General features: G+C 71.7%; 14 protein-coding genes and 1 riboswitch. Of the genes, 4 read left to right on the forward strand and 10 right to left on the reverse strand.

Annotated features, from left to right (window positions below; all coding sequences use genetic code 11):
• Positions 1-172: 172 nt before the first annotated feature.
• The 3 genes from IO40_RS0100080 to IO40_RS0100090 are packed head-to-tail and all read right to left on the reverse strand — an operon-like array spanning position 173 to position 4,136.
• Positions 173-2,008: a DEAD/DEAH box helicase gene (locus IO40_RS0100080; protein ID WP_031174584.1), complete on the reverse strand. Its 1,836-nt coding sequence runs from the start codon at positions 2,006-2,008 to the stop codon at positions 173-175.
• Entirely contained in the window at positions 2,005-3,432 is a 1,428-nt protein-coding gene (locus IO40_RS0100085; RefSeq protein ID WP_031174585.1) for a ParB N-terminal domain-containing protein, read from the reverse strand. Before IO40_RS0100085 ends, IO40_RS0100080 begins: the two co-directional genes overlap by 4 nt.
• Positions 3,433-3,437: 5 nt before the next feature.
• Entirely contained in the window at positions 3,438-4,136 is a 699-nt protein-coding gene (locus tag IO40_RS0100090; RefSeq protein ID WP_031174586.1) for a hypothetical protein, read from the reverse strand.
• A gap of 376 nt (positions 4,137-4,512) precedes the next feature.
• Here IO40_RS0100090 and IO40_RS0100095 point away from each other — a divergent pair, with 376 nt between their 5' ends.
• Positions 4,513-5,244 carry a hypothetical protein gene (locus IO40_RS0100095; protein WP_031174587.1) on the forward strand — a complete coding sequence of 244 codons (732 nt, stop codon included), beginning with the start codon at positions 4,513-4,515 and terminating at the stop codon, positions 5,242-5,244.
• Between the two features lie 74 nt (positions 5,245-5,318).
• On the opposite strand, the gene IO40_RS0100100 is transcribed toward IO40_RS0100095, so the two are convergent.
• The 4 genes from IO40_RS0100100 to IO40_RS39570 form a co-directional block, all read right to left on the reverse strand.
• A complete protein-coding gene (locus tag IO40_RS0100100) occupies positions 5,319-6,272 on the reverse strand; it encodes an aldo/keto reductase (RefSeq protein WP_016472225.1) in 954 nt (317 codons plus the stop codon).
• Between the two features lie 114 nt (positions 6,273-6,386).
• Complete coding sequence (locus IO40_RS0100110) at positions 6,387-7,787, reverse strand: M23 family metallopeptidase (protein WP_051719221.1); 1,401 nt, start codon at positions 7,785-7,787, stop codon at positions 6,387-6,389.
• Positions 7,788-7,801: 14 nt separating this feature from the next.
• Positions 7,802-7,962, reverse strand: a riboswitch (cyclic di-AMP (ydaO/yuaA leader).
• A gap of 263 nt (positions 7,963-8,225) precedes the next feature.
• Positions 8,226-9,140, reverse strand: a complete 915-nt coding sequence (locus tag IO40_RS0100115; RefSeq protein ID WP_031028087.1) for a DUF4232 domain-containing protein — start codon at positions 9,138-9,140, stop codon at positions 8,226-8,228.
• 296 nt (positions 9,141-9,436) lie between these two features.
• A complete protein-coding gene (locus tag IO40_RS39570; protein WP_324604482.1) occupies positions 9,437-11,887 on the reverse strand; it encodes a serine/threonine-protein kinase in 2,451 nt (816 codons plus the stop codon).
• A gap of 159 nt (positions 11,888-12,046) precedes the next feature.
• Between IO40_RS39570 and IO40_RS0100130 the strand changes: the two genes are divergently transcribed.
• Together IO40_RS0100130 and IO40_RS0100135 are read left to right on the forward strand one after the other, a co-directional pair.
• The gene (locus IO40_RS0100130) at positions 12,047-12,586 is read left to right on the forward strand and encodes an RNA polymerase sigma factor (RefSeq protein ID WP_030409353.1); all 540 of its coding nucleotides are present in this window, start codon (positions 12,047-12,049) and stop codon (positions 12,584-12,586) included.
• A gap of 352 nt (positions 12,587-12,938) precedes the next feature.
• Entirely contained in the window at positions 12,939-13,754 is an 816-nt protein-coding gene (locus IO40_RS0100135) for an alpha/beta fold hydrolase (protein ID WP_030409352.1), read from the forward strand.
• Positions 13,755-13,773: 19 nt separating this feature from the next.
• Here IO40_RS0100135 and IO40_RS0100140 read toward each other — a convergent pair whose 3' ends face one another.
• A complete protein-coding gene (locus tag IO40_RS0100140; protein WP_031174589.1) occupies positions 13,774-15,189 on the reverse strand; it encodes a cryptochrome/photolyase family protein in 1,416 nt (471 codons plus the stop codon).
• Positions 15,190-15,340: 151 nt separating this feature from the next.
• On the opposite strand from IO40_RS0100140, the gene IO40_RS0100145 reads away from it, so the two are divergent.
• Positions 15,341-17,656 carry an ATP-binding cassette domain-containing protein gene (locus IO40_RS0100145; protein ID WP_031174590.1) on the forward strand — a complete coding sequence of 772 codons (2,316 nt, stop codon included), beginning with the start codon at positions 15,341-15,343 and terminating at the stop codon, positions 17,654-17,656.
• Positions 17,657-17,824: 168 nt separating this feature from the next.
• Here IO40_RS0100145 and IO40_RS0100150 read toward each other — a convergent pair whose 3' ends face one another.
• Together IO40_RS0100150 and IO40_RS0100155 are read right to left on the reverse strand one after the other, a co-directional pair.
• Positions 17,825-18,643: an SDR family NAD(P)-dependent oxidoreductase gene (locus IO40_RS0100150; RefSeq protein ID WP_031174591.1), complete on the reverse strand. Its 819-nt coding sequence runs from the start codon at positions 18,641-18,643 to the stop codon at positions 17,825-17,827.
• Complete coding sequence (locus tag IO40_RS0100155) at positions 18,640-19,155, reverse strand: cupin domain-containing protein (RefSeq protein ID WP_016472216.1); 516 nt, start codon at positions 19,153-19,155, stop codon at positions 18,640-18,642. The genes IO40_RS0100150 and IO40_RS0100155 overlap by 4 nt, the downstream gene beginning before the upstream one ends.
• Positions 19,156-19,375 lie beyond the last annotated feature (220 nt).

A 19,375-nucleotide genomic window follows, 5' to 3' on the forward strand; every position in this document is an offset into this window, starting at 1 on the left:
CTCATAGCAGGTGCCCAAGTTTCGCAGAAAACTCTGCTGTCACCATGAGCCTGGAGCACACGACTATGCCCGCCCTGCCCTAGGAGTCTCGCAGCATGCCGGTGAACACGTGAACTGGGCTGCCGAAGGCACCAGGGTCGTTCGCGCCCTGCTTCATCGGCAGCCCGCCCAGTTACCTCTTTCCCAGATGCCTGAGCACAGCGCGCGCGTCGGTACTGTCCAGGCCGCCCACTGCCGCGGGAGCCTCCTGGAGATCGGCGAGCTGCTGAACCCCCGGGTCGTCCAGCACCTTGGACATGAACTCCAGCTTCTCCTGAAGCCGGACGTGGACGACTTCGTCGATGGTGTCCCGGGCCGCGATCACTGTGACACGTGTCTCGGTGTCCTGTGCCAGGCCGAGCCGGTGGATACGGTCGAGGCTCTGCAGGTAGCGGCCTGCCATGAAGTCACGGTCCACGTAGACAGCATCGTGGCACACCTGGTGGAGGCTGATGCCCTCGCCGAGGGTTGCCGGGTTGGAGACCAGAACCATGCAGTCGGGGTCTTCCCTGAACCGCCGGATCTCGTCCTCCCGGTTGGGCGTTCCGCCGAAGACGACCGCCGTGGGATAGCCCTTGTCCTCCAGAAGCTTTGCCATGGACGTGAGGCTGCGGACGAAGGTCGTCCAGACGAGGGTCTTCCTGCCCCGCGCCGCGTTCTGGGCAACGATGTCCGCCGCCGCTCCGTACTTGGGCGACAGCTCGTAGTCGGGCAGCCTCCGCAACAAGTCGTACAGAGATCCGCTCTCCGGGATTTCCAGCGGCGGAAGCCGGTACTCGACCGGCTCGTACTTGCTGGCGCCCTCCAGCAGCAGCGCGGGATTAGTGGCCGCCATCAGCATGCGGAGCGCTGACTTGCCCAGGTCGGCGAATTTGTCCGCCGATGCCTCTGCCCGCGCAGACAGATCACCGACAAGAGCACGGTAGATCTCGTCGTGCAGGCCCGGCAGTTCGACCGTGAGGAGCCTGGCCGTCACGGGCGGCAGCCCCAGCTCCTGCTTTGTCGTACGGGTGAACAGCGGCCGGAGAACCGCGCTCGCGTGGGAGAGGTCTCCGCCGGACACAGCCTGCGTCACCACCCGCTGGCCGTGCCCCGGCCATACGAAGCCCAGGAGGTTTTCCAGGTCCTTCGCCCCGTTCGGCGCCGGCGTGCCCGTCAGGATCAGCCGGCGCTTGGCCAGGGGACCGAGTGCCATGCAGGCCGCTCCGTAGGTCCCCTTCGCGCCGAGCTTCATCCGGTGGGCCTCGTCCAGAATGAGCATCGACGGCTCCTCCCTCAGCCATGCAGCGAGGAAGGAGAGGTTCCGGTCGAGCCGCTCGTAGTTGGCAATCAGGACCTCGGCGTGCGGGTCCTGGCCGCCGTCCAGCTTGCAGTAGCGCAGGCCGGGGGAGAAACAGATGCCCGATTCATAGATCCACGACTCGTAGGCGGACTTCGGGCTGATGACGAGCAGCCTGCGGGCCTCCCCCTTCGCTCGCATAGCCGCGTACACGCCCAGGGCTGCCCTGGTCTTGCCGGCACCGGGCACGCTGAAGTTGGCGCCATGCCGCAGGGAGAGCAGTTTGCTGATGTCGCGACGCTGGAACGCCGTGAGCGGCGCGGCCCACGCCGGTCCGAGGAGATCCCCGAGTTCCTCCTCGGACAGCAGCGCCCCGTCGTCCGCCTCCGGCGTGCTGAGCTGCTTCTCCGCAGTCTCCGCATCCTGGATGCTGGAGACGACAAGGGCACTCAGATCCGGGTCCCACCGGACATTGTCAGGCGCCGACCAGCTGGACAGCAGGTTGATGCCGGACAGCAGATCCTCAAGATCGACGATCGCTGAGGAGGGGCCCAGCTGCCGCCCGGTCCGGAACCGGGCGACAAGCTGGATCAGGTCGGAGCGGTACTGGTCGGAAACCCGCAGCTCAGCCTTGGTGCGGCTCAGGTCGAAGCCCAGCCACAGTGAGGGCTCCGCTTCCTGGTCGGTCACTCTTCCTCCTCAACCGCTGCTGCCTTCATCAGCCATTTGGTGCCCGCGCCCGGGCTGTCGTTGCCCCGGGAGACCTGCTGTGCCAACTGCCGGACCACCGTGCGGAACTCTGCGAGGGCTTCGTCGAAATCGTCGACGTCGAATGCCCGCGCGCCCTTCGCCTTGACTACCTCGCTGACGCACAGCTCCAGCGAGGTAGTGGCGTCCTTGAGACGCTCCTGGGCCAAGCGCTTCTTCTTGCGGAGACGGCCCGTCCGGCCGGCGTGGTCAATCGCCTCGTCAAAGGCGTCCTTGGTTTCCCCCAGGGTGTCCATCGCCTCGCGCCTGACGTCCTCGTCTATCTGCCGCGCATGTACCTGGGCCGTCGTCCGCAGCACAGTTTCCGCGATGCTGCGGGCCGTCTTCACCTTGTCCGACTCGGCCGGCATGGAGACACCCAGGCCAGGGATCACAGTGGTGGCGGCAGTCGGCGCCGTGGCTTCCGGGGCGAGACGCTCCGGCAGTTCCTTACCGAGATAGTCGTCGTAGAATCCTTCGTCGATCCACCGGACATCCGTCTTGGCGAAGCCGAGCAGCAAAGCGGCCACGCGGTACTCCTTCAGCACTTCAGCACCGTCCGGGTCCGCCTTGTGCAGATTCGTGTAGTCGCGGTGCAGCTCCTTCAGCCGCTCCTGCATACCTTCGAAATCGACGAGACGCAGTGAGGCCCCCTCGGACTCACTCCGTTCGATCTGATCCCGGATGAGCTGCAGAATCCACACGTTCTGGTCGACGGTCTTCACTGCGCACCTGAACTCCTTGGCGATCGCCTCACGGGGGATGCCAAGGCGGATGCGCTCGTCAATGGCCAGCAGCCTGTTGATGAAGGAGTATTCGCGGCGGCTGTCGTTGCGCAGCTGAAGAGACAGCTCAACAGCCGTGATGTCGTCCCAGGTGAAAGAGGCCGGCAGCACTCCGACACGCATGCTGGTAACGCCCAGTTGCCGCAGAGCCGCGGCCCGGGTGTTGCCGTTGACGAGAATGCCGTGGTGTGTGACAAGTCCCGGCTCGTTCTGGCCGTACTGGCGAAGGTCTTCCTTCAGCTTGTCGAACTCGGGATCACGCTTCGTCGGGTTCGTGGGCATGGCCTGCAGCAGCTCGCCCAGATAGTCCTGGCTCTCACCCCGCCACGGTGCGGACCTGAGCGTCTTCTCCCGCTCACGGTCGTGGCTGCACTGCGCCCGGATCCGGTGAGTCGCCGGGTTGTAAAGAAGATGCTCCAGCGGCAGGTCGATGACATCGACATGGAGCGCTTGTCCATTCCAGTCGACGGTTACCGTCTCGCGCGTGCCCCTGGCTCCCCTCGCCTCGTCGAGACGCAGCTTCAGCAGCTCTTCGAACTTCTCACTGCGCGGGGGCAGCGGGAATTCCTGAACACCAGTCATCGCTTTCAGCCTTCCTGCTTGGTCTCGCCATTGACCGCCGCTGCCAGCACCGCGCGGGCCTCCCCGGGCAGTGCGCGGTAGTGCCCCCACAGCCGCTCCAGGACGCCGCGGTCACGCCGGTCGGCCTTGATCCAGCCCGCCAGCACCTGCCGCTCGATAGCCGAGAGCGCCTTGACCTGCTCCACCATCCCGGCAAGATCTTCTTCCCGCGACCGGCCGCCGATCCGGCACTTGATGCATTCGGTGACGAGCTGCGTCTCCGTCTTACCGTTCGGCAGACGCACCTTACGGCGGGCGATGTCCAGCTGGGCCGTGGAGCTACCGTCCTCGTACGTCTCGCCGGAGCCGATACCGCACGACCGGCAGAGGTAGTTGTCCTGCTGCATCGTCTTGGTGCGCTGCGCCGCCGTGAGCGTTGACTGCGCCTTCGCCTTCGCCTGGCCGGGGATCCAAACCTCCGCGCCCCTCTTCACGTAACGCTGCTCGTCCTGCTCCAGCGTGGGATCCTCACGCCGGGTGTCGATCTGCCAGCCGTGGCTGCGCAGGTCCCGAAGGCGGCGATCGATCTGGGCCACCCCGGCGAAAGCCTCGCGCAGCTGCGCCTTGGTGAAGACGTTCCCCTCCCCCACTTCGGTCTCAAGCCACAGCCCTGCCCGGATCATCGATCCGAAGCTGGACTCATCCCGCCAGTCAGGAAGCGTCATCCGCGCTCTCCAATCGTGAGTATGAGCAGAAAAACAGAGCCCAGTCCCAACGGGGCGCGCTAGAGCCCGCCCCGCAGCGAGCTCCTCTTTTCCTACCCCATTCGAAGACCGACGTCTAGATGAATTCGCCCCGGAACGAGGTCTTTCCAGTTATCCAGCATCTTTCCAGTTCCAGCCTGCCGCGTCTTTCCAACTACCCCCGGTCTTTCCAGTTATTTATGGGCCACTTGGCCCTGGAAATCGCTGAGGCCAGCTGGTACCAATGGACATTCACCTCTGTCCGTCCGGACCAAGTCGGGTCGCACATCGGGGACTTGTGCATGCATGCTCCCATCCACCCGGCCGCAGGTCCCATCAGCATGGGAGAAAGTCCGACATGCCAAGAAAGGGGCAGAGAAGCCCCATCGACCCAACGTTCCCCCCTGAAAAGCGCAGGTACGTCCAGCAGCTCCGCACCCTGGTAGACGTCACAGGACTGTCTGGCGACGACTTCGTCGCGGAAGCGCAGTACCCATTCCAGGCGCCCACGCTTACGAAGTTGCTGGCAGGTGATGTCCTCAACTGGGGACACAGCGAGAAGATACTGGAGACCTCTGAGCGCCTGATCGGGCGGAGACTGATCGAGGCAGCGGCACTCCGCAACCTGCACGAAGCGGCCGTCTTCAGCACCAAGGAAGGTCACCTGAAGGAAAAACGGCGGTGCGAGGACGCCCGGCGGCAGCCACAGGAGGACCGGAAACACCTGCCGGTCCCCCGCTCCGGCGGGGACCGGCAGGTGAACGCCCCGGAGACCACTCAGGCAGAACGCTTTCTTGCCCGTCTGCTGAGAAACGAGGATGCGTCGGCACACGTGACTGTTGAGGTGCTGAACGCCGGCGCGGATGTCCTCCCGCCGTACGAGGCAGCCACGGTCATGGCCCGTCTGCAGCACCATCGCCGGTACGGCTTGGCGGACGACTTCGCCCAGATCTATGGCCGTGAGCAGGCCAGCGCGTCCGTCGTCCACGCGGCCCGTGACCTCATCGACTCACACAGCATGCCGAATCTGGCATCCAGGCTGCTGACGGCGGCCATCTACCCGGCCGCCGTCAAAGCCGGTACTGAATGACCTAGCGGCCAACCCCGCACCTTCTTCCGCTGGCCGCGCCAGTGGCTGTTACGCCGTCTGGCGCGGCCACCCCCTCACCCCGAGGCGGTGGTGAGGAGGTGGAGTTCTTCCTGGGTGAGGTGGAGGTCCGGGGTGGCCAGCAGGGCGGGGAGTTGGTCGGGGGTGCGGGCGCTGGCGATGGGGGCCGTGACCGTCGGCTGGGCGGCGAGCCAGGCGAGGGCCACCGTGGCTTCCGAGGTGCCGTGGGCGTCCGCTACCGCCGTGAGGGCGGCCAGGACGCGCTGGCCACGTTCGGTGGCCAGGTGCTGGGCCGCCTTGTCCGCGCGGGCGCCCTCCGGGGCCGGCTCGCCGGGGCGGTACTTGCCGGTCAGGAAACCGGATGCCAGGGCGTAGTACGGGAGGACGGCCAGTGATTCGCGCTGGGCGATGTCCCTCAGCGCGCCCTCGTACGTGTCGCGGGAGACGAGGTTGTAGTGGGGCTGGAGGGCCACGTAGCGGGCCAGGCCCTCGCTGTCGCTGGCCGCCAGCGAGGCCGTCAGCCGCTCGGGGGAGAGGTTGGAGGCGGCGATCTCCCTGACCTTGCCCTCCTTGACGAGGGTGTCGAGGGTGCCGATGATCTCGGCGACCGGGACCGACTCGTCGTCGAAGTGCGTGTAGTACAGGTCGATGCGGTCGGTGCGCAGCCGGCGCAGCGAGTCCTCGCAGGCCGCCTTGAGCGTGGCCGGGGCGAGGCCCATGTGGTCGGGGTGGTGGCCCGCCTTGGTGGCGATCACGACGTTGTCGCGTACCGCCGAACCGCGTGCGGCGAGCCACTCCCCGATGACGGTTTCCGACTCGCCGCCGTGGTTGCCCTCCACCCACGCCGAGTAGACGTCCGCCGTGTCGATCATGTTGCCGCCGCTGCCCGTGTAGGCGTCCAGCACGGCGAACGAGGTGGGGGTGTCCGCGGTCCAGCCGAACACGTTGCCGCCGAGAACGAGCGGGGAGACGTCCAGCTGACCGATCCTCTTGCGCGTGTCCAGATGCATGCCGCGACCGTAACCCCGAAACGCGCCCGTCCTCCCTGTGCGCGCCCCCGCGCCTGCCCGGAGCGCCCCTTCGGACGCCACACAGCGGTGCGGCGCCCCGCAGGGCCGGGCACGTCAGACCTCGACGCCCCTTTCGTGGAGCCACGGCAGGGGGTCCACCGGGGCGCCGCCGTCGGGGCGGACCTCGACGTGCAGGTGCGGGCCTGAGGAGGTGCCGGTGGAGCCGACCCGGCCGATCACCTCGCCCGTGGCGACCTTGTCGCCGGCGGACTTGGTCATGGACGACAGGTGGCAGAACCACACCTCCGTGCCGTCTTCCAGCCGCAGCACGACGCGGTAGCCGTACGAGCCGGCCCAGCCAGCAGCCTTGACGGTGCCCGCGTGGACGGCTTTGACGGGGGTCCCGTTGGGCGCGGTGAAGTCCTGGCCGGTGTGCTCGCTCTGCCACATGTTGCCCGCCTGGCCGAAACCCGCACTGAGCCGGTACGAGGCCAGAGGCTTCGTGTAGGTGCCCTTGGTGGCGGCGGCGTCGGAGGCGGTCCCGGTGGTGGCGCCGGTCGTGGCGGGGGCCGGTTCCGTGCGGGCGGTGGCGTCTGTGTCCGCCGCCGGGCTCGTGGCGGGGCTCGCGTCCGTGGCCGGCGCGGGCGCAGGCTCCTGCTTCTTCTCGGGCGCCTCCGACGGCTGTTCGCTCACCGGAGCGGTCTTGTGCGCCGGTCCGTCCGCCGGTCCGTCGGCGGGTCTGTTCGCGGGGCCGTCTGCGCGGCCGTCTGCGGCGGATCCGTCGGTGTCCGCGCTCCCCACGGTTGCCGCCGGTGCCGCCTCCGCAGCCGTCTCGTGGGCCGGCTCGGCGGGTGTCTCCGCGGCCCCGTCCCGCGGGGCGGCCCCGGCCTGCGCGAGGAGGCGGGCCAGCAACGCGTTGCCCGCGTCGCCGCTGTCGGCCGTCGCGGGGGTGTCCGGCGCCGTCCGGTGAGCCGCCGCGGCGACGGTGCCGTCCGCGGGGGCCGTGCCGTTCGTGGTGGCCGTCCCGTCAGTGGCGGGTGCGCCCAGGGCCGGCAGGTCCTCGGTGTCGGTGGGCAGCCGGTCGGACAGTTCGTCCATGGAGTCCAGGGAGTCCACGGCGTCCGTGACGTCGCCGAGGTCGGGCACGGATATGGAGCCCGGGTCCTTGTCGTGCGCCGTGGCCATGCCGCTCGCACCGACCGCCGCGATCATGCCGACGCCGAGCACGGCGCCGCCGCGTGCGACGCCTCCGGTGCGCTGTCTGGCCACACGGTGCCGGCCACGGAGCGGGCGGGTGGGTTCGTCACCCGGGTTCCACTCGTCCCAGGGTTCGCCGGGCTGCGGCGCGGAGCCGCCCGGGGCCGTACCGCCCAATGCGGAACCGCCCGGTACGGAACCGCCCGGCGCTGCGCCGCCGTACGGGGCGCCACCGTAGGGGGCCGTGGGGACGGCGCTGTCGCGCTGCGGGGCGTTCCCGCTCGACTGAGGGGCTGGGCCCTCGGGTTCGGAGGCCACGACGGGGCGCTCTCCTTTCCTTCCTTCTCGCCTACCGGGTTAGCTGACGGGTTCGGAGCAGGAAGGTCTCCTACGGGCGCCCCCGGTCGAGAGCGTCCGATTCACCCCGTCCTTCCCGCCTTTACGACGAGAAGGGGTGGTTCCCCGGTTCCCACGGTGCGGGCGGCCCCGAGGGGACCGCCGGTGCTCCACGTGCGGGATTCGGCGACAGCGCACGGTGCCGTCCTCCGTGACGACAGTGACGACCGTGCCGCTGTTATCGGACGGTAATAGAACAGCGCCCTTGTTTCCAAGCTGTTCCCCGCAATTGCCCTTTCGGCCACGTTCGCCGACGGTGCGTCACCGGCGGCGTGGTGCGGGCCGGGCGGCCACGGCGATGCGCCGCCGCAGCGGCGTACCGCCTCCGCGGTGCCCCGCCCGCGCAGTACGGGCCCGAAATCACGCACCGGTGCCCGGCGACAGCGGGCCGATCTTGGGCACGGACGCCTTGCCGGTGTTCGTCACGGGGCCGCCCGACCAGGGTGCGGTGAGGGAGGCCCGCTCGTCGGGCGGGGTGATCTTCGCGGCGGTGGGCGTCACCGTGGTGACGCCGGTCATCTGCGGGTTGGCGAACGACAGCGGGGCCCAGGCGCTCTCGCCGGGCGACAGCGTGATCGAACGCACCTCACCCACCGCACGGTTCGGGTCGATCGAGACCTCCTCACCCGCGCTGTTGACGAACGCCAGCCCCGGGTAGCCGCGTACGTCGCAGGCCTCGCCGGACTTGTTGGTCAGCACCACGGAGAAGTTCTTCTGCCCCGCCCCAGGGTGGTTGGGACCGAACGACGCGTCCAGGTCGCCGGTGTGGCAGCGCGTGTCACCCGAAGCGCCCGCCCCGGCGACCGCGCCGTCGCCGTCCGCACCGCCGCTCTCTGAGGAACCGGACTCATCGGACGAGCCCGAGGAACCGCCCGAATCGGCCTCCTCGGAGTCCGATCCGTCGGCGTCACCCGACGCACCGCCGGCGTCGCCCTTGTCGTCGCCGCCCTTGTTGCCGTCCTTCTCGCCGCGCTGCTCGTCGCCCTTGCCCTCGTTCTTGCCGTCGCCGCCCTTGTCCGCGTCGCTGTCACCGGCCGCAGGTGTGGCCTCCCCGCCGACCTTCTGGGGCCCCGACGCGTTCGAGTCCTTGTCGCCGCAGCCCGCCAGGAGGACCCCCGCGGCCAGTACCACCGTGGCGGCGCTCGCGAGACGTGTCATCCGGCGCGGGCGGCGTACCGTTCCGCCCCGCTCCTGCGGAAAGTCCGTCGGTGGCTGGAGTGACTGGGGTGACTGGGCGGGCAGATCGGTCGTCATGGGGTCGTGGCGCTGCGTCATGGCTGCGGTCCCTCCCTGATGGAGCGGTCTCACGTCGTGCGGTCTCGGGCTGGTGCGGGCACCCGGGGCCGGATGCGGGCCGGCCGTGGCTGCCCCCGGACTCACGCGCCGTACACTCCGTTCGACGGTGCGCCCCCCGGGGGAGGTTCACGGTTCACCGCATTTCCTCGCGGCGGCCCGCAATGCCCGCTGTGCGGCCCCGCAATGGTTCTTCCCCACGACGCCGCAGTGCCTGCCAGGGCGGCTCCGTCACGGGATCTCCACGGGATCCGCCCCTCCGCCGTGCCGCTTTACGCTCAGTCGCCGGACGCGGCGGTCACGCGCAGGCTGCTGATCACCTGTTCCGTCCTGGCCTCGCAGTCCTCGTCACAGCGGATCTGCAGGTAAACCTGCTGCTTCCCCGGCCGGACGGAAGTCAGTCCGATTTCCTCCAGGGAATGTCCGGGCGAAGCGCACGACGACCAGCTGCGCACCTGGCCCTTCCAGTCCCCGTGCCGCACCGTGCGGTCCCGCCCGTGCTGGCAGCCGTTGTGCCGGAGGCCCGCCACCTTCTCCGTCAGCCCGCCGCCGGACTTCTCCGTACCGCCCATGCCCACGAAGACCCCGCTCGTCCCCGAGGTGAGGTCCTGCCAGCGGTCGGCGTCCTGCGCCACGAGGAGGCCCGGCGCGCGCTCGGCCGGCAACCCCAGCGACGCCATGTTCCAGCCGGAACCGCGCGACTGCTTCGCCCAGGACGCCGGGACCCGCACGCTGATCCGGCCGCTGTCGTCCCGTACCCGTACCGTCTCCGGTTCCTGGGAGCCCGACCGTACGAGCGCCACACCCGCGGCGCCCGCACCCGCCAGTACGGCGAAGACCGCGCACACCGCCAGGACGACGCGCGGGCCGCGCCGGCGCCGCGCGCCCGCCGCGTCCGCCGCCCCTGCCGCGGAAGCCGTCCCCGCTGCGGAAGCCGTTCCCGCCGCGGAAGAGGGTGCGTCGTCCCGGCCGCCGTCTCCCGGGGTCCGGGACGCGGTGACGAGCACCGTGTCGTCGTCCGGGTCCGCGGGGGAGGGGACGCTCGCCGCCCAGGACGGGGCGTGCGCCTCCGAGGGGGACGACGAGGACGCGGGAGCGCTTGTGGCCAGGCTCTCCAGGACCGAGGCGTTCTTGACGTTCCACGGGCCCGGCGGCCCCGCGGCGCCCGAGCCCCCCGCCCCCGGGGTGCTCGCCGCCCCCGGGGTGCTCGCCGCCCCCGGGGTGCTCGCCGCCTCCGGTCCGCCCGGTGGCCCCGCCGTCCCGGACCCGGCCGCCGCGTCGGCGCCGCGTACGCCGCTGCCGTCGGCATGCCCGGCGGGCGGGCCAACGCCCTCCGCCGTGCCCCACGTCGGCCCCCGGCCCCGCTCACTCGCGGGCTCGGACGCCGGCCCGGGTACGCGCCCCGCCGCCCGGGAGCCGGAGTCGGCGTTGGAGGCGGGCGCGGTTCCGCTGACGGATTGCGCGCCGGAGCCGGACTCAGCCCGGGTGCCGGGCTCCGCACCGGAACCGGCGCCGGAACCGGAGCGGGCGTCGGCGCCGGAGCGGGCGTCGGAGGCGAAAGCGGAATCTGCGGGGGAAGCAGTACCGGAACCCGTTCCGGCCCCGGACGCAGTGTCCCCGCCGGCGGCAGCTCCCCCACCGGCTCCCGAACCGGTGACGCCGCCGGACGCGAACGCCGTACCGGCCGCAGGACCAGTGCGCGCCTCCGTGCCGGCCTCGGACGACGTACGTGCTGCCGCGGACTCCGCGCCGGAACCGACCCCGGAACCCGCACCCGAGCCGAGGCCGTCACCGGCCCCCGCCCCGGACCCGACACCGGATACGGAATCGCTTTCTCCTCCAAAAACGGAATCCCTCCCGAGGCCCGACAGACCCCCGGCGGCGTCCCCCGGGGCGGGGTGCTCCGCGGGGCCGGTCTCGTCCGACCCGCCGAGTTCGGCCGCCAGGCGGTCGAGCTCGGCGGCGAACGCGGTGGCGGTCGGCCAGCGGTCGGCGCGGTCGGGCGACAGGGCGCGGGTGACGGCGGCTTCGAGGGCCGCGGGGAGGGTGGGGCGGATCTCCCGGAGGGGGAGGACGCGGCCGGGCGGGCCCGGAACGGTGGCGGTGACGAGGTAGTGGAGGACCGCGCCCAGGCCGTAGACATCGGCGCGGGCGTCGATGCCGTCGAAGGGGTCGGCCTGTTCGGGCGCCATGTAGCCGGCGGATCCGGCGACCACGGTGAGGCCGGACGCCTGGGCGAGATTTTTGGCCAGTCCCAGGTCAGCGACCAGTACCCGCTCCCGGCCCCCGGTGCCGCCGCCCGCCAGCAGTACGTTGGACGGTTTGATGTCGCGGTGGACGGCGCCTGCCTCGTGCAGGGCGCTCGCACCGCGTGCGGCCTCGGCGGTGATGCGCAGTGCCTCGGGCACCGGCAGCGGTCCCAACGCGGCCACCCGGTCGGCGACGGTGCCGCGGTCGGCGTACTCCATGACGAAGTAGGGACGCTCGTCGTCCGTCTCGCCGACGTCGAAGACCTGGACGACTCCGCCGGAGGACGCCTTGCGCAGCAGCCTCGCCTCGGCGAGGAACCGATCGCGGATGTCCATCCGGCTCGCCCAGTTCTCGGCCATCACCTTGACCGCGACGGGAGCCTCCAGCCGGTCGTCGTGGGCCAGCCAGACGACGGCGAAGGCTCCGGATCCGAGGTGCTTGTCGACCCGGTAGCGGCCGATCCGATCAGGTGAGGGCATGCCCCTTATGATGCCTGGGTGTCTTCTCCGGCCTCCGCAGACGCCGTGAACGAACCCGTACCGTCAGGTGTGCAGCCCGACTTGAGAAATTCATCCCCCGAATCCAACCCCCCACAACACCCCAATCCCCCACATTCTCCTCAACCGGACACCGAGGCGCTGGCCGCTCTCGCCGCGCAGGGTGACCGCAATGCCCTGGACGACCTGTTGCGGGCGATCCGTCCCGATGTGGTACGCCGCTGCGGCCGGTTCCTCCTCTACCGGGAGGACGCCGAGGAAGCCGCACAGGACGTGCTGCTCCAGGTTGCGCGGCACATCGAACGGTTCGAGGGCCGTAGTCGCTTCAGTACCTGGCTGCACACAGTTGTGGCCAATTGTTCCCGGCAGAAGTACCGGGAGCTGAAGCGGCGCTCGGCCGAGCAGCCCACCCTCCCCGAGGAGACGGGCTCCCCGGAGCGCCGTCCCGATCCGCGCACCACCAGTGTGATCGCGGGTTCGCGGGTGGACTTCCTCGAAGCGCTCGAACGCCTGGAACAGGAGAGTCCGCATCTGGTGGCGCCGCTGGTCTACCGGGACCTGTGCCAGATGGACTACGCCGAGATCGTCGACCGGCTGGGCATCCCGCTGGGCACGCTCAAATCGCGGCTCCACCACGCCCGGCGCCATATCCGCCCGTGGCTCAGCTTCGAAGGCCCGTGACGGGCTGCGCCGGGGCCGCGCCGGGCCCGTGAGGGGCTCGGACGCGCCCCGGGCGGAGCGGTTGGTCCCCGCGCGCATGTCACATTCCGGGACGGTCCACAGCTCACAGTGGTGAGGCCCTGACCCATCGGAAGGGACGCGTTCCACGAACTCTTCGTCCGCTTCTTCCGATTCGCCCGGCACCTCCGGATCCTCGACGAGCCCGGAACCTCCGAAGGTCCCGGGACCGTGCCGCACGGCTCCGGGCCCGTCCCGCTGCGGGCGCCGCCGGCTCGTGCGGGTCCGGCTCGTCCGTGCCGGGGCGCGCTCCCCCGGGCGCGGGCGTCGCGGGCTGGCGTGAGAGCGTGACGGTATGCCCTTCGCGACCGCGCCCGACGGCACCGCGCTCCACTACGAGGTCCACGGTACGGACGGCCCGCCGCTGCTGCTGCTCAGCGGCCAGTCCAACAGCCACCGGTGGTGGGACGCGGTACGCGCCGACTTCGCGGCCCGGTTCACCACCGTCGTCATGGACTACCGGGGCACCGGCGCCAGCGACCGGCCCGACACCGACTCCTACAGCACCCCCGGGTTCGCCGCCGACGCACTGGCCGTGCTCGATCATGCGGGGATCGGCCGGGCCCACGTGTACGGCACCTCGATGGGCGGCCGGGTCGCGCAGTGGCTCGCCGCCGGCCATCCCGAACGGGTCGGCCGGCTCGTGCTGGGCTGCACCTCGCCGGGCGCCCCGCACGGTGTGGAGCGGGGCCCAGAGGTACGGCGGGCACTGGCCCAGCCGGACGCCGAGGCTGCCCGGCGGGTGCTCCTGGACCTGATGTACACGCCCGCCTACACGGCGGCGCACCCGGGGCCGTTCCCGACGCTGGGGGACCCGTCCATGCCCCCGCACGCGCGCCGGCGCCATCTGCGGGCCAGCGCGGCGCACGACGCGTGGGAGGCGCTGCCCCGGATCGCCGCGCCCACCCTCGTGGTGCACGGCACGGACGACCGGTTCAACCCGACGGCCAACGCCCCGCTGCTGGCCGGGCGCATCCCCGGCGCCCGGCTGCGGCTGATCCCGGGCGCCCGGCACGCCTACTTCGAGGAGTTCGCCTCCTCGGCGACCCCGCTGGTGGCGGATTTCCTGCGGGACGGCGAGGTGGCGGCGACCGCGTCGGCGCACGCCTGACGCCGCGGGCCGGGCCGGGTCAGCCAGTCCGGGCGGAGCGGAAGCGGTCCTGCGAGGCGGCCAGGTCCACGATCGGGTGCGGGTAGTCCAGGCCGGCCCGTTCCTCGTCCGGCAGGCGCCACGGACGGTGCACGGCGGAGCCCGCGACGCCGGCGAGCTGCGGCACCCAGCGGCGCACATAGGTGCCGTCCGGGTCGTACTTGGCCGCCTGGGTGAGCGGGTTGAGGACCCGGTTGGGGCGGGTGTCGGTGCCGGTGCCGGCCGCCCACTGCCAGTTGAGCTGGTTGTTGGCGACGTCACCGTCCACCAGGTGGGCCAGGAAGTGGGCGGCGCCGACGCGCCAGTCCACGTACAGCGTCTTGGTGAGGAAGCTCGCCGCCAGCAGCCGCGCCCTGTTGTGCATCCAGCCCTCGTGCAGCAGTTGCCGCATCCCGGCGTCCACGATCGGGTAGCCGGTGCGGCCCTCGCGCCAGGCGGCGATGTCACCCGCCGCGTCCCCGTCCTCGGTGCGCCACGCATCGCCGTGCGGCCGGTAGTCGGTGTGCGCGGCGCTCGGGCGGGCGGCCAGCACCTGGTGGTGGAAGTCCCGCCAGGCGAGCTGCCGTACGAACGCCTCGGCGTCCGCACCGCCGGCCTTGGCCGCTTCATGGACGAGCGCGGCGGCGGACAGGGTGCCGAAGTGCAGATGCGGGGAGAGCCGCGAGGTGGCGTCGCCGGCCAGATCGTCCTGGCCGCCCGCGCCCTGTTGCCCGTACCGGGTGAGGGCGCCCGAGCGGCACCAGGCCGCCCACCGTTCGCGACCGGTCGGCTCCCCGCCCCGGGGCAGCCCCGGCGCGGTGCCGGACACCTCCTCGCGGCGCGGCAGCCGCGCCGAACGCACCGCCTCGGGCACGGGGACGCTGCGCGGGGCGGCCAGCGGGGTGCGCCCGTGTCTGTCGCGCCAGCGCCGGTAGTACGGCGTGAAGACGGCGAAGTGGTCCCGCCCGCCGGACGGGGTGACGGCGCCCGGGGCGAGCACGGTGACCACCGCGTCATGGACGTGCAGCGCGCAGCCGGTGCCCTCCAGGGCGGTGCGCAGCCGCTCCTCGCGGCGCTGCGCGTAGCCGCTCACATCGGCCGCGACGTGCACCTGGTGCGCCCCGCTCTCGTGGACGACCCGTGCGGTCTCCTCGGCGACGTCGCCGTGGCGCAGCACGAGCCGGCCGCCGCGCTGCCGCAGTCCCTCGTCCAGCGCGGCCAGGCAGTCGGCGAGGAACGCGCGCCGGTTGGGCGCCGCGAAGCCGGACCGGTCGATCCGCTCGTCCCGCACGAAGAGCGGCACGACCTGGTCGGCGGACGCCAGCGCGGCGCGCAGTACGGGGTTGTCGCGCAGCCGCAGATCGGCGGTGAACAGGGCGACGGAGACGCGGGGCGGGGTGTGACGCGAGCCGGTCATGCGAGCGGTAACGGGCGCGCGCCGCCGCACGTCACGCCCCGGGCGGGACGACCGTCCTGATGGCGGGCCGTTGTCACACCCGCCGCCTAGTCTGGCCGCTCACCCACCAGACCCGGGCCGCCACCCGGTCGGGAAGCGAGGAGTGCCCGTCATGCCGCCGTCCAGTCCCCCGTTACCGCCCGCAGACAGCCACACCGTCATCGAGGTGCGCGGGGCGCGGGAGAACAACCTCGCCGACGTCTCCCTCGACATCCCCAAGCGCCGGCTGACGGTCTTCACCGGCGTCTCCGGCTCCGGCAAGTCGTCGCTGGTCTTCGGCACGGTGGCGGCCGAGTCGCAGCGGCTGATCAACGAGACGTACACGGCGTTCGTGCAGTCCTTCATGCCCAGCCTGGGCCGCCCCGACGTGGACGCGCTGCGCAATCTGAGCGCGGCGATCGTCGTCGACCAGGAGCGCATGGGCGCCAACTCCCGCTCCACCGTGGGCACCGCCACCGACGCGTACACGATGCTGCGGATCGTCTTCAGCAGGCTGGGCAGCCCGCACATCGGCCCCTCCACGGCGTTCAGCTTCAACAGCGCCGAGGGCATGTGCCCCGAGTGCGAGGGGCTGGGCGAGGCCACCACGATCGACGTCTCCCAGGTCGTGGACGAGAACCTGTCCGTGCGCGAGGGTGCCGTCCTCGCGCCCGGGTTCGCCGTGGACAGCTGGTACTGGCAGGTGATGGTCGGCTCCGGTCTCTTCGACCCGGACAAGAAGGTCCGCGACCTCACCCCGCAGGAGCGCGACGCGCTGCTGTACCAGCCGACGACGAAGGTGAAGGTCGGCAACTCCAACCTCACCTACGAGGGGGTCATCACCCGTATCCGGCGGACGCTCCTGGCCAAGGACCGCGACACGATGCAGGCCCCCGTCCGGGAGTTCACCGACCGCGCCGTCGTCTACCAGCCCTGCCCGGCCTGCGGCGGCAGCCGGCTCAGTCAGGCCGCCCTCTCCTCGAAGATCGACGGCCTGAACATCGCGGACTGCGCCCGCATGCAGATCAGTGACCTGGCGCCGTTCGTCAGGAACCTCGCGGACCCCTCCGTGGCCCCGCTGCGCGACAGCCTGTGCCAGACCCTCGACTCGCTCGTCGCCATCGGGCTGGGCTATCTGAGCCTCGACCGGCCCGCGGGGACACTGTCGGGCGGCGAGGCCCAGCGGGTGAAGATGGTGCGCCACCTCGGCTCCAGCCTCACCGACGTCACCTACGTCTTCGACGAACCCACCACCGGGCTGCACCCGCACGACATCCAGCGGATGAACGACCTGCTGCTGCTCCTGCGCGACAAGGGCAACACGGTGCTGGTGGTCGAGCACAAGCTGGAGGTCATCGCGATAGCCGACCACGTGGTGGACCTCGGCCCCGGCGCCGGCGCCGACGGCGGCCGGATCTGCTACGAGGGCGATGTGGCCGGACTGCGCGCCTCCGGCACCCTCACCGGCCGCCACCTGGGCCACCGCGCACGGCTGCGCGAGACCGTCCGCGAACCCAAGGGCACGGTGGAGATCAGGGGCGCCGGCCTCCACAACCTCAAGAACGTGGACGTGGACATCCCGCTGGGCGTCCTCACCGTCGTGACGGGCGTGGCCGGCTCCGGCAAGTCCTCCCTCATCCACGGCTACCTGGCGGGGCGGGACGGCGTGCTGGTGGCCGACCAGTCACCGATCCGCGGCTCGCGGCGCAGCAACCCGGCCACCTACACGGGGCTGCTGGGCCCGATCCGTACGGCGTTCGCCAAGGCCAACGGCGTCAAACCCGGGCTGTTCTCCGCCAACAGCGCCAGCGCCTGCCCCCACTGCAACGGCATCGGCCTCGTCTACACCGACCTGGCCATGATGGCCGGGGTCGCGTCCGTGTGCGAGCAGTGCGAGGGCAAACGGTTCACCCCCGAGGTGCTGGGCTACACACTGCGCGGCAAGAACATCAGCGAGGTGCTGGGCATGTCGGTCGCCGAGGCCCGCGCGTTCTTCACCGGCGGGCAGGCCCGCGCCGTCCTGGACCGCCTCGTGGACGTCGGGCTGAGCTATCTGCGGCTGGGCCAGCCGCTCAACACGCTCTCCGGTGGTGAACGGCAGCGCCTCAAGCTGGCCATCCACATGGCGGAGAAGGCCGCCGTCTACGTGCTGGACGAGCCGACCACCGGGCTGCACATGGCGGACGTCGACCAGTTGCTGGCGCTGCTGGACCGGCTCGTGGAGGACGGCAACTCGGTCGTGGTCATCGAGCACCACCAGGCGGTGATGGCCCACGCCGACTGGATCATCGACCTGGGGCCGGGCGGCGGCCACGACGGCGGCGAAGTCGTCTTCTCGGGCCCGCCCGCCGCACTCATATCCGAGTCCGACACGCTGACGGCCCGGCATCTGCGCACCTATGTGGGGGCCGACGCCCTTGCAGCCGGCACGGGGACGGCGCTCGGCTGACGCGGGCGTCACTTGTGGTGCGGTGCGGTGCGGCTGGTGGCGGGGGCTGGTGGCGGGGGCCGGTGACCGGGGGCCGCTGGCCGATGGCAGGGGCCGCTAACCGATGGCGGGGCCCGGGGGCTGGTGGCCGGGGGCCGGGGGCCGGTGGCCGCAACGAGAGGGCGCCCCTCACCACGAAGGGCGCGCCGTCACCCCGCCGTCCAGCACCAGGTCGTGGCCGTTGATCCAGCGGGCCGCCCCGGAGGCGAGGAACACGCATGCGTCGCCCACTTCCTCGGCGGTGCCCAGTCGCCCGTCCGGCGCCGCCCGCTGCCACCGCCGTACGCCCTCCGGCCACTGCTCCTCGATGCCCTCCCGCCGCACCAGGCCGGGCGAGACGGTGTTCACCCGCACCCCCGAGGGGCCGTACTCCAGCGCCGCGGCCCGCGCGTGCGCCACCACGGCGGCCTTGGCCGCGGCGTAGTGCGCGTGCCCCGGTGCCGGCTGGGCCGCCTCGATGGAGGCGACGTGGGTGACGGAGCCGCCCCCGCCGGCCGCCAGCAGGGGGGCCGCCGCCTGGGTGCAGCCGAAGACGCTGAGCACGTTGGTGTCCATGACGGCCCGCCACCGCTCCTCGCTCATCCCGGGCAGTGCCTCGACAGGCTGCACACCGGCGTTGTTGACGACGGCGCCCAGTCCGGCGGGCCGCCAGTGTGCGGCCTCCTCCACCACGGCCCGGCAGCCCTCCTCGGACGCCAGGTCGCCGTGGAGCGCGCACGCGGTGCCGCCCTCCGCCTCGATGAGGGCGACCGTCTCACGCGCGCCGGCCGCGTCGCCCCGGTAGTGGACGGCGACGGCGGCACCGCCGGCGGCGAACCGCAGCGCGATGCCGCGTCCGATGCCGCCGGAGGCGCCCGTCACCAGGACGGTGCGCGGATCGTCCAGCCGGATCACCGCGGAAGCCCGTCTCGCCGCCGGGTCCTCCGCGCCCGGCGTCCCGCCCGTCATCGCCCCAGCTCCCGGATCGTCGCGGCGTGCCGGGGGTGGGCGCGGGCCAGTGCTTCGGCGTCCCCGTGTTCGTACCCGGCGTCCGTGTAGCCGGGGGCCATGGTGCAGCCGAACAGTGTCCAGGCGCCGCCCGGTGCCACCCGCGCCCCCATCCAGGTGCCGGCGGGCACCGTCAACTGCACGTGCTGGCCCGCGCCGAGCACGTCGGGCCCCAGCACGGGGGTGGTGGCCGTCCCGTCGGGGTGGAGCAGCAGCAGGTGGAGCGGGTCGCCGAGGTAGTGGTGCCAGATCTCGTCGGACGGCAGCCGGTGCAGGGCGCTGTAGTCGTCCGGTGAGGCGGTCAGCAGCATCACGATCGCCGTGCCCTCCGGCCGCCCGTCGGCGCGCGGCGGTCCCGCCCACAACCGCCGGAACCGCCCGCCCTCCCTGGGCAGCGGCGTCAGTGAGAAGTGTGCGGCCAGTGCCTCGGCGGTGGCCGTGCCGTCCTGCTCGTCGCTTTCGTGGGAGTTCACGCCACCAGCCCTGCCCGAGGGGCGTACGGGCCCAAACCGGTGCGTCCCCGTCCGCGACCACAACGACCACAACGACCAATACTTTTCTTGCCGCCCAGGGGCAGACAGCGCCGCCGGGCGCGGGCAGCATGTGGGCCTCCCCCGGTCCCCACCCCGTCCCGGGCCCCCTCCCTCACGGGGGTCCGGGGCGGGTCCCCGCCGGACGCCTCCCCCGTCCGGC

The organism is Streptomyces albus subsp. albus (assembly GCF_000725885.1).
Classification (GTDB): domain Bacteria; phylum Actinomycetota; class Actinomycetes; order Streptomycetales; family Streptomycetaceae; genus Streptomyces; species Streptomyces albus.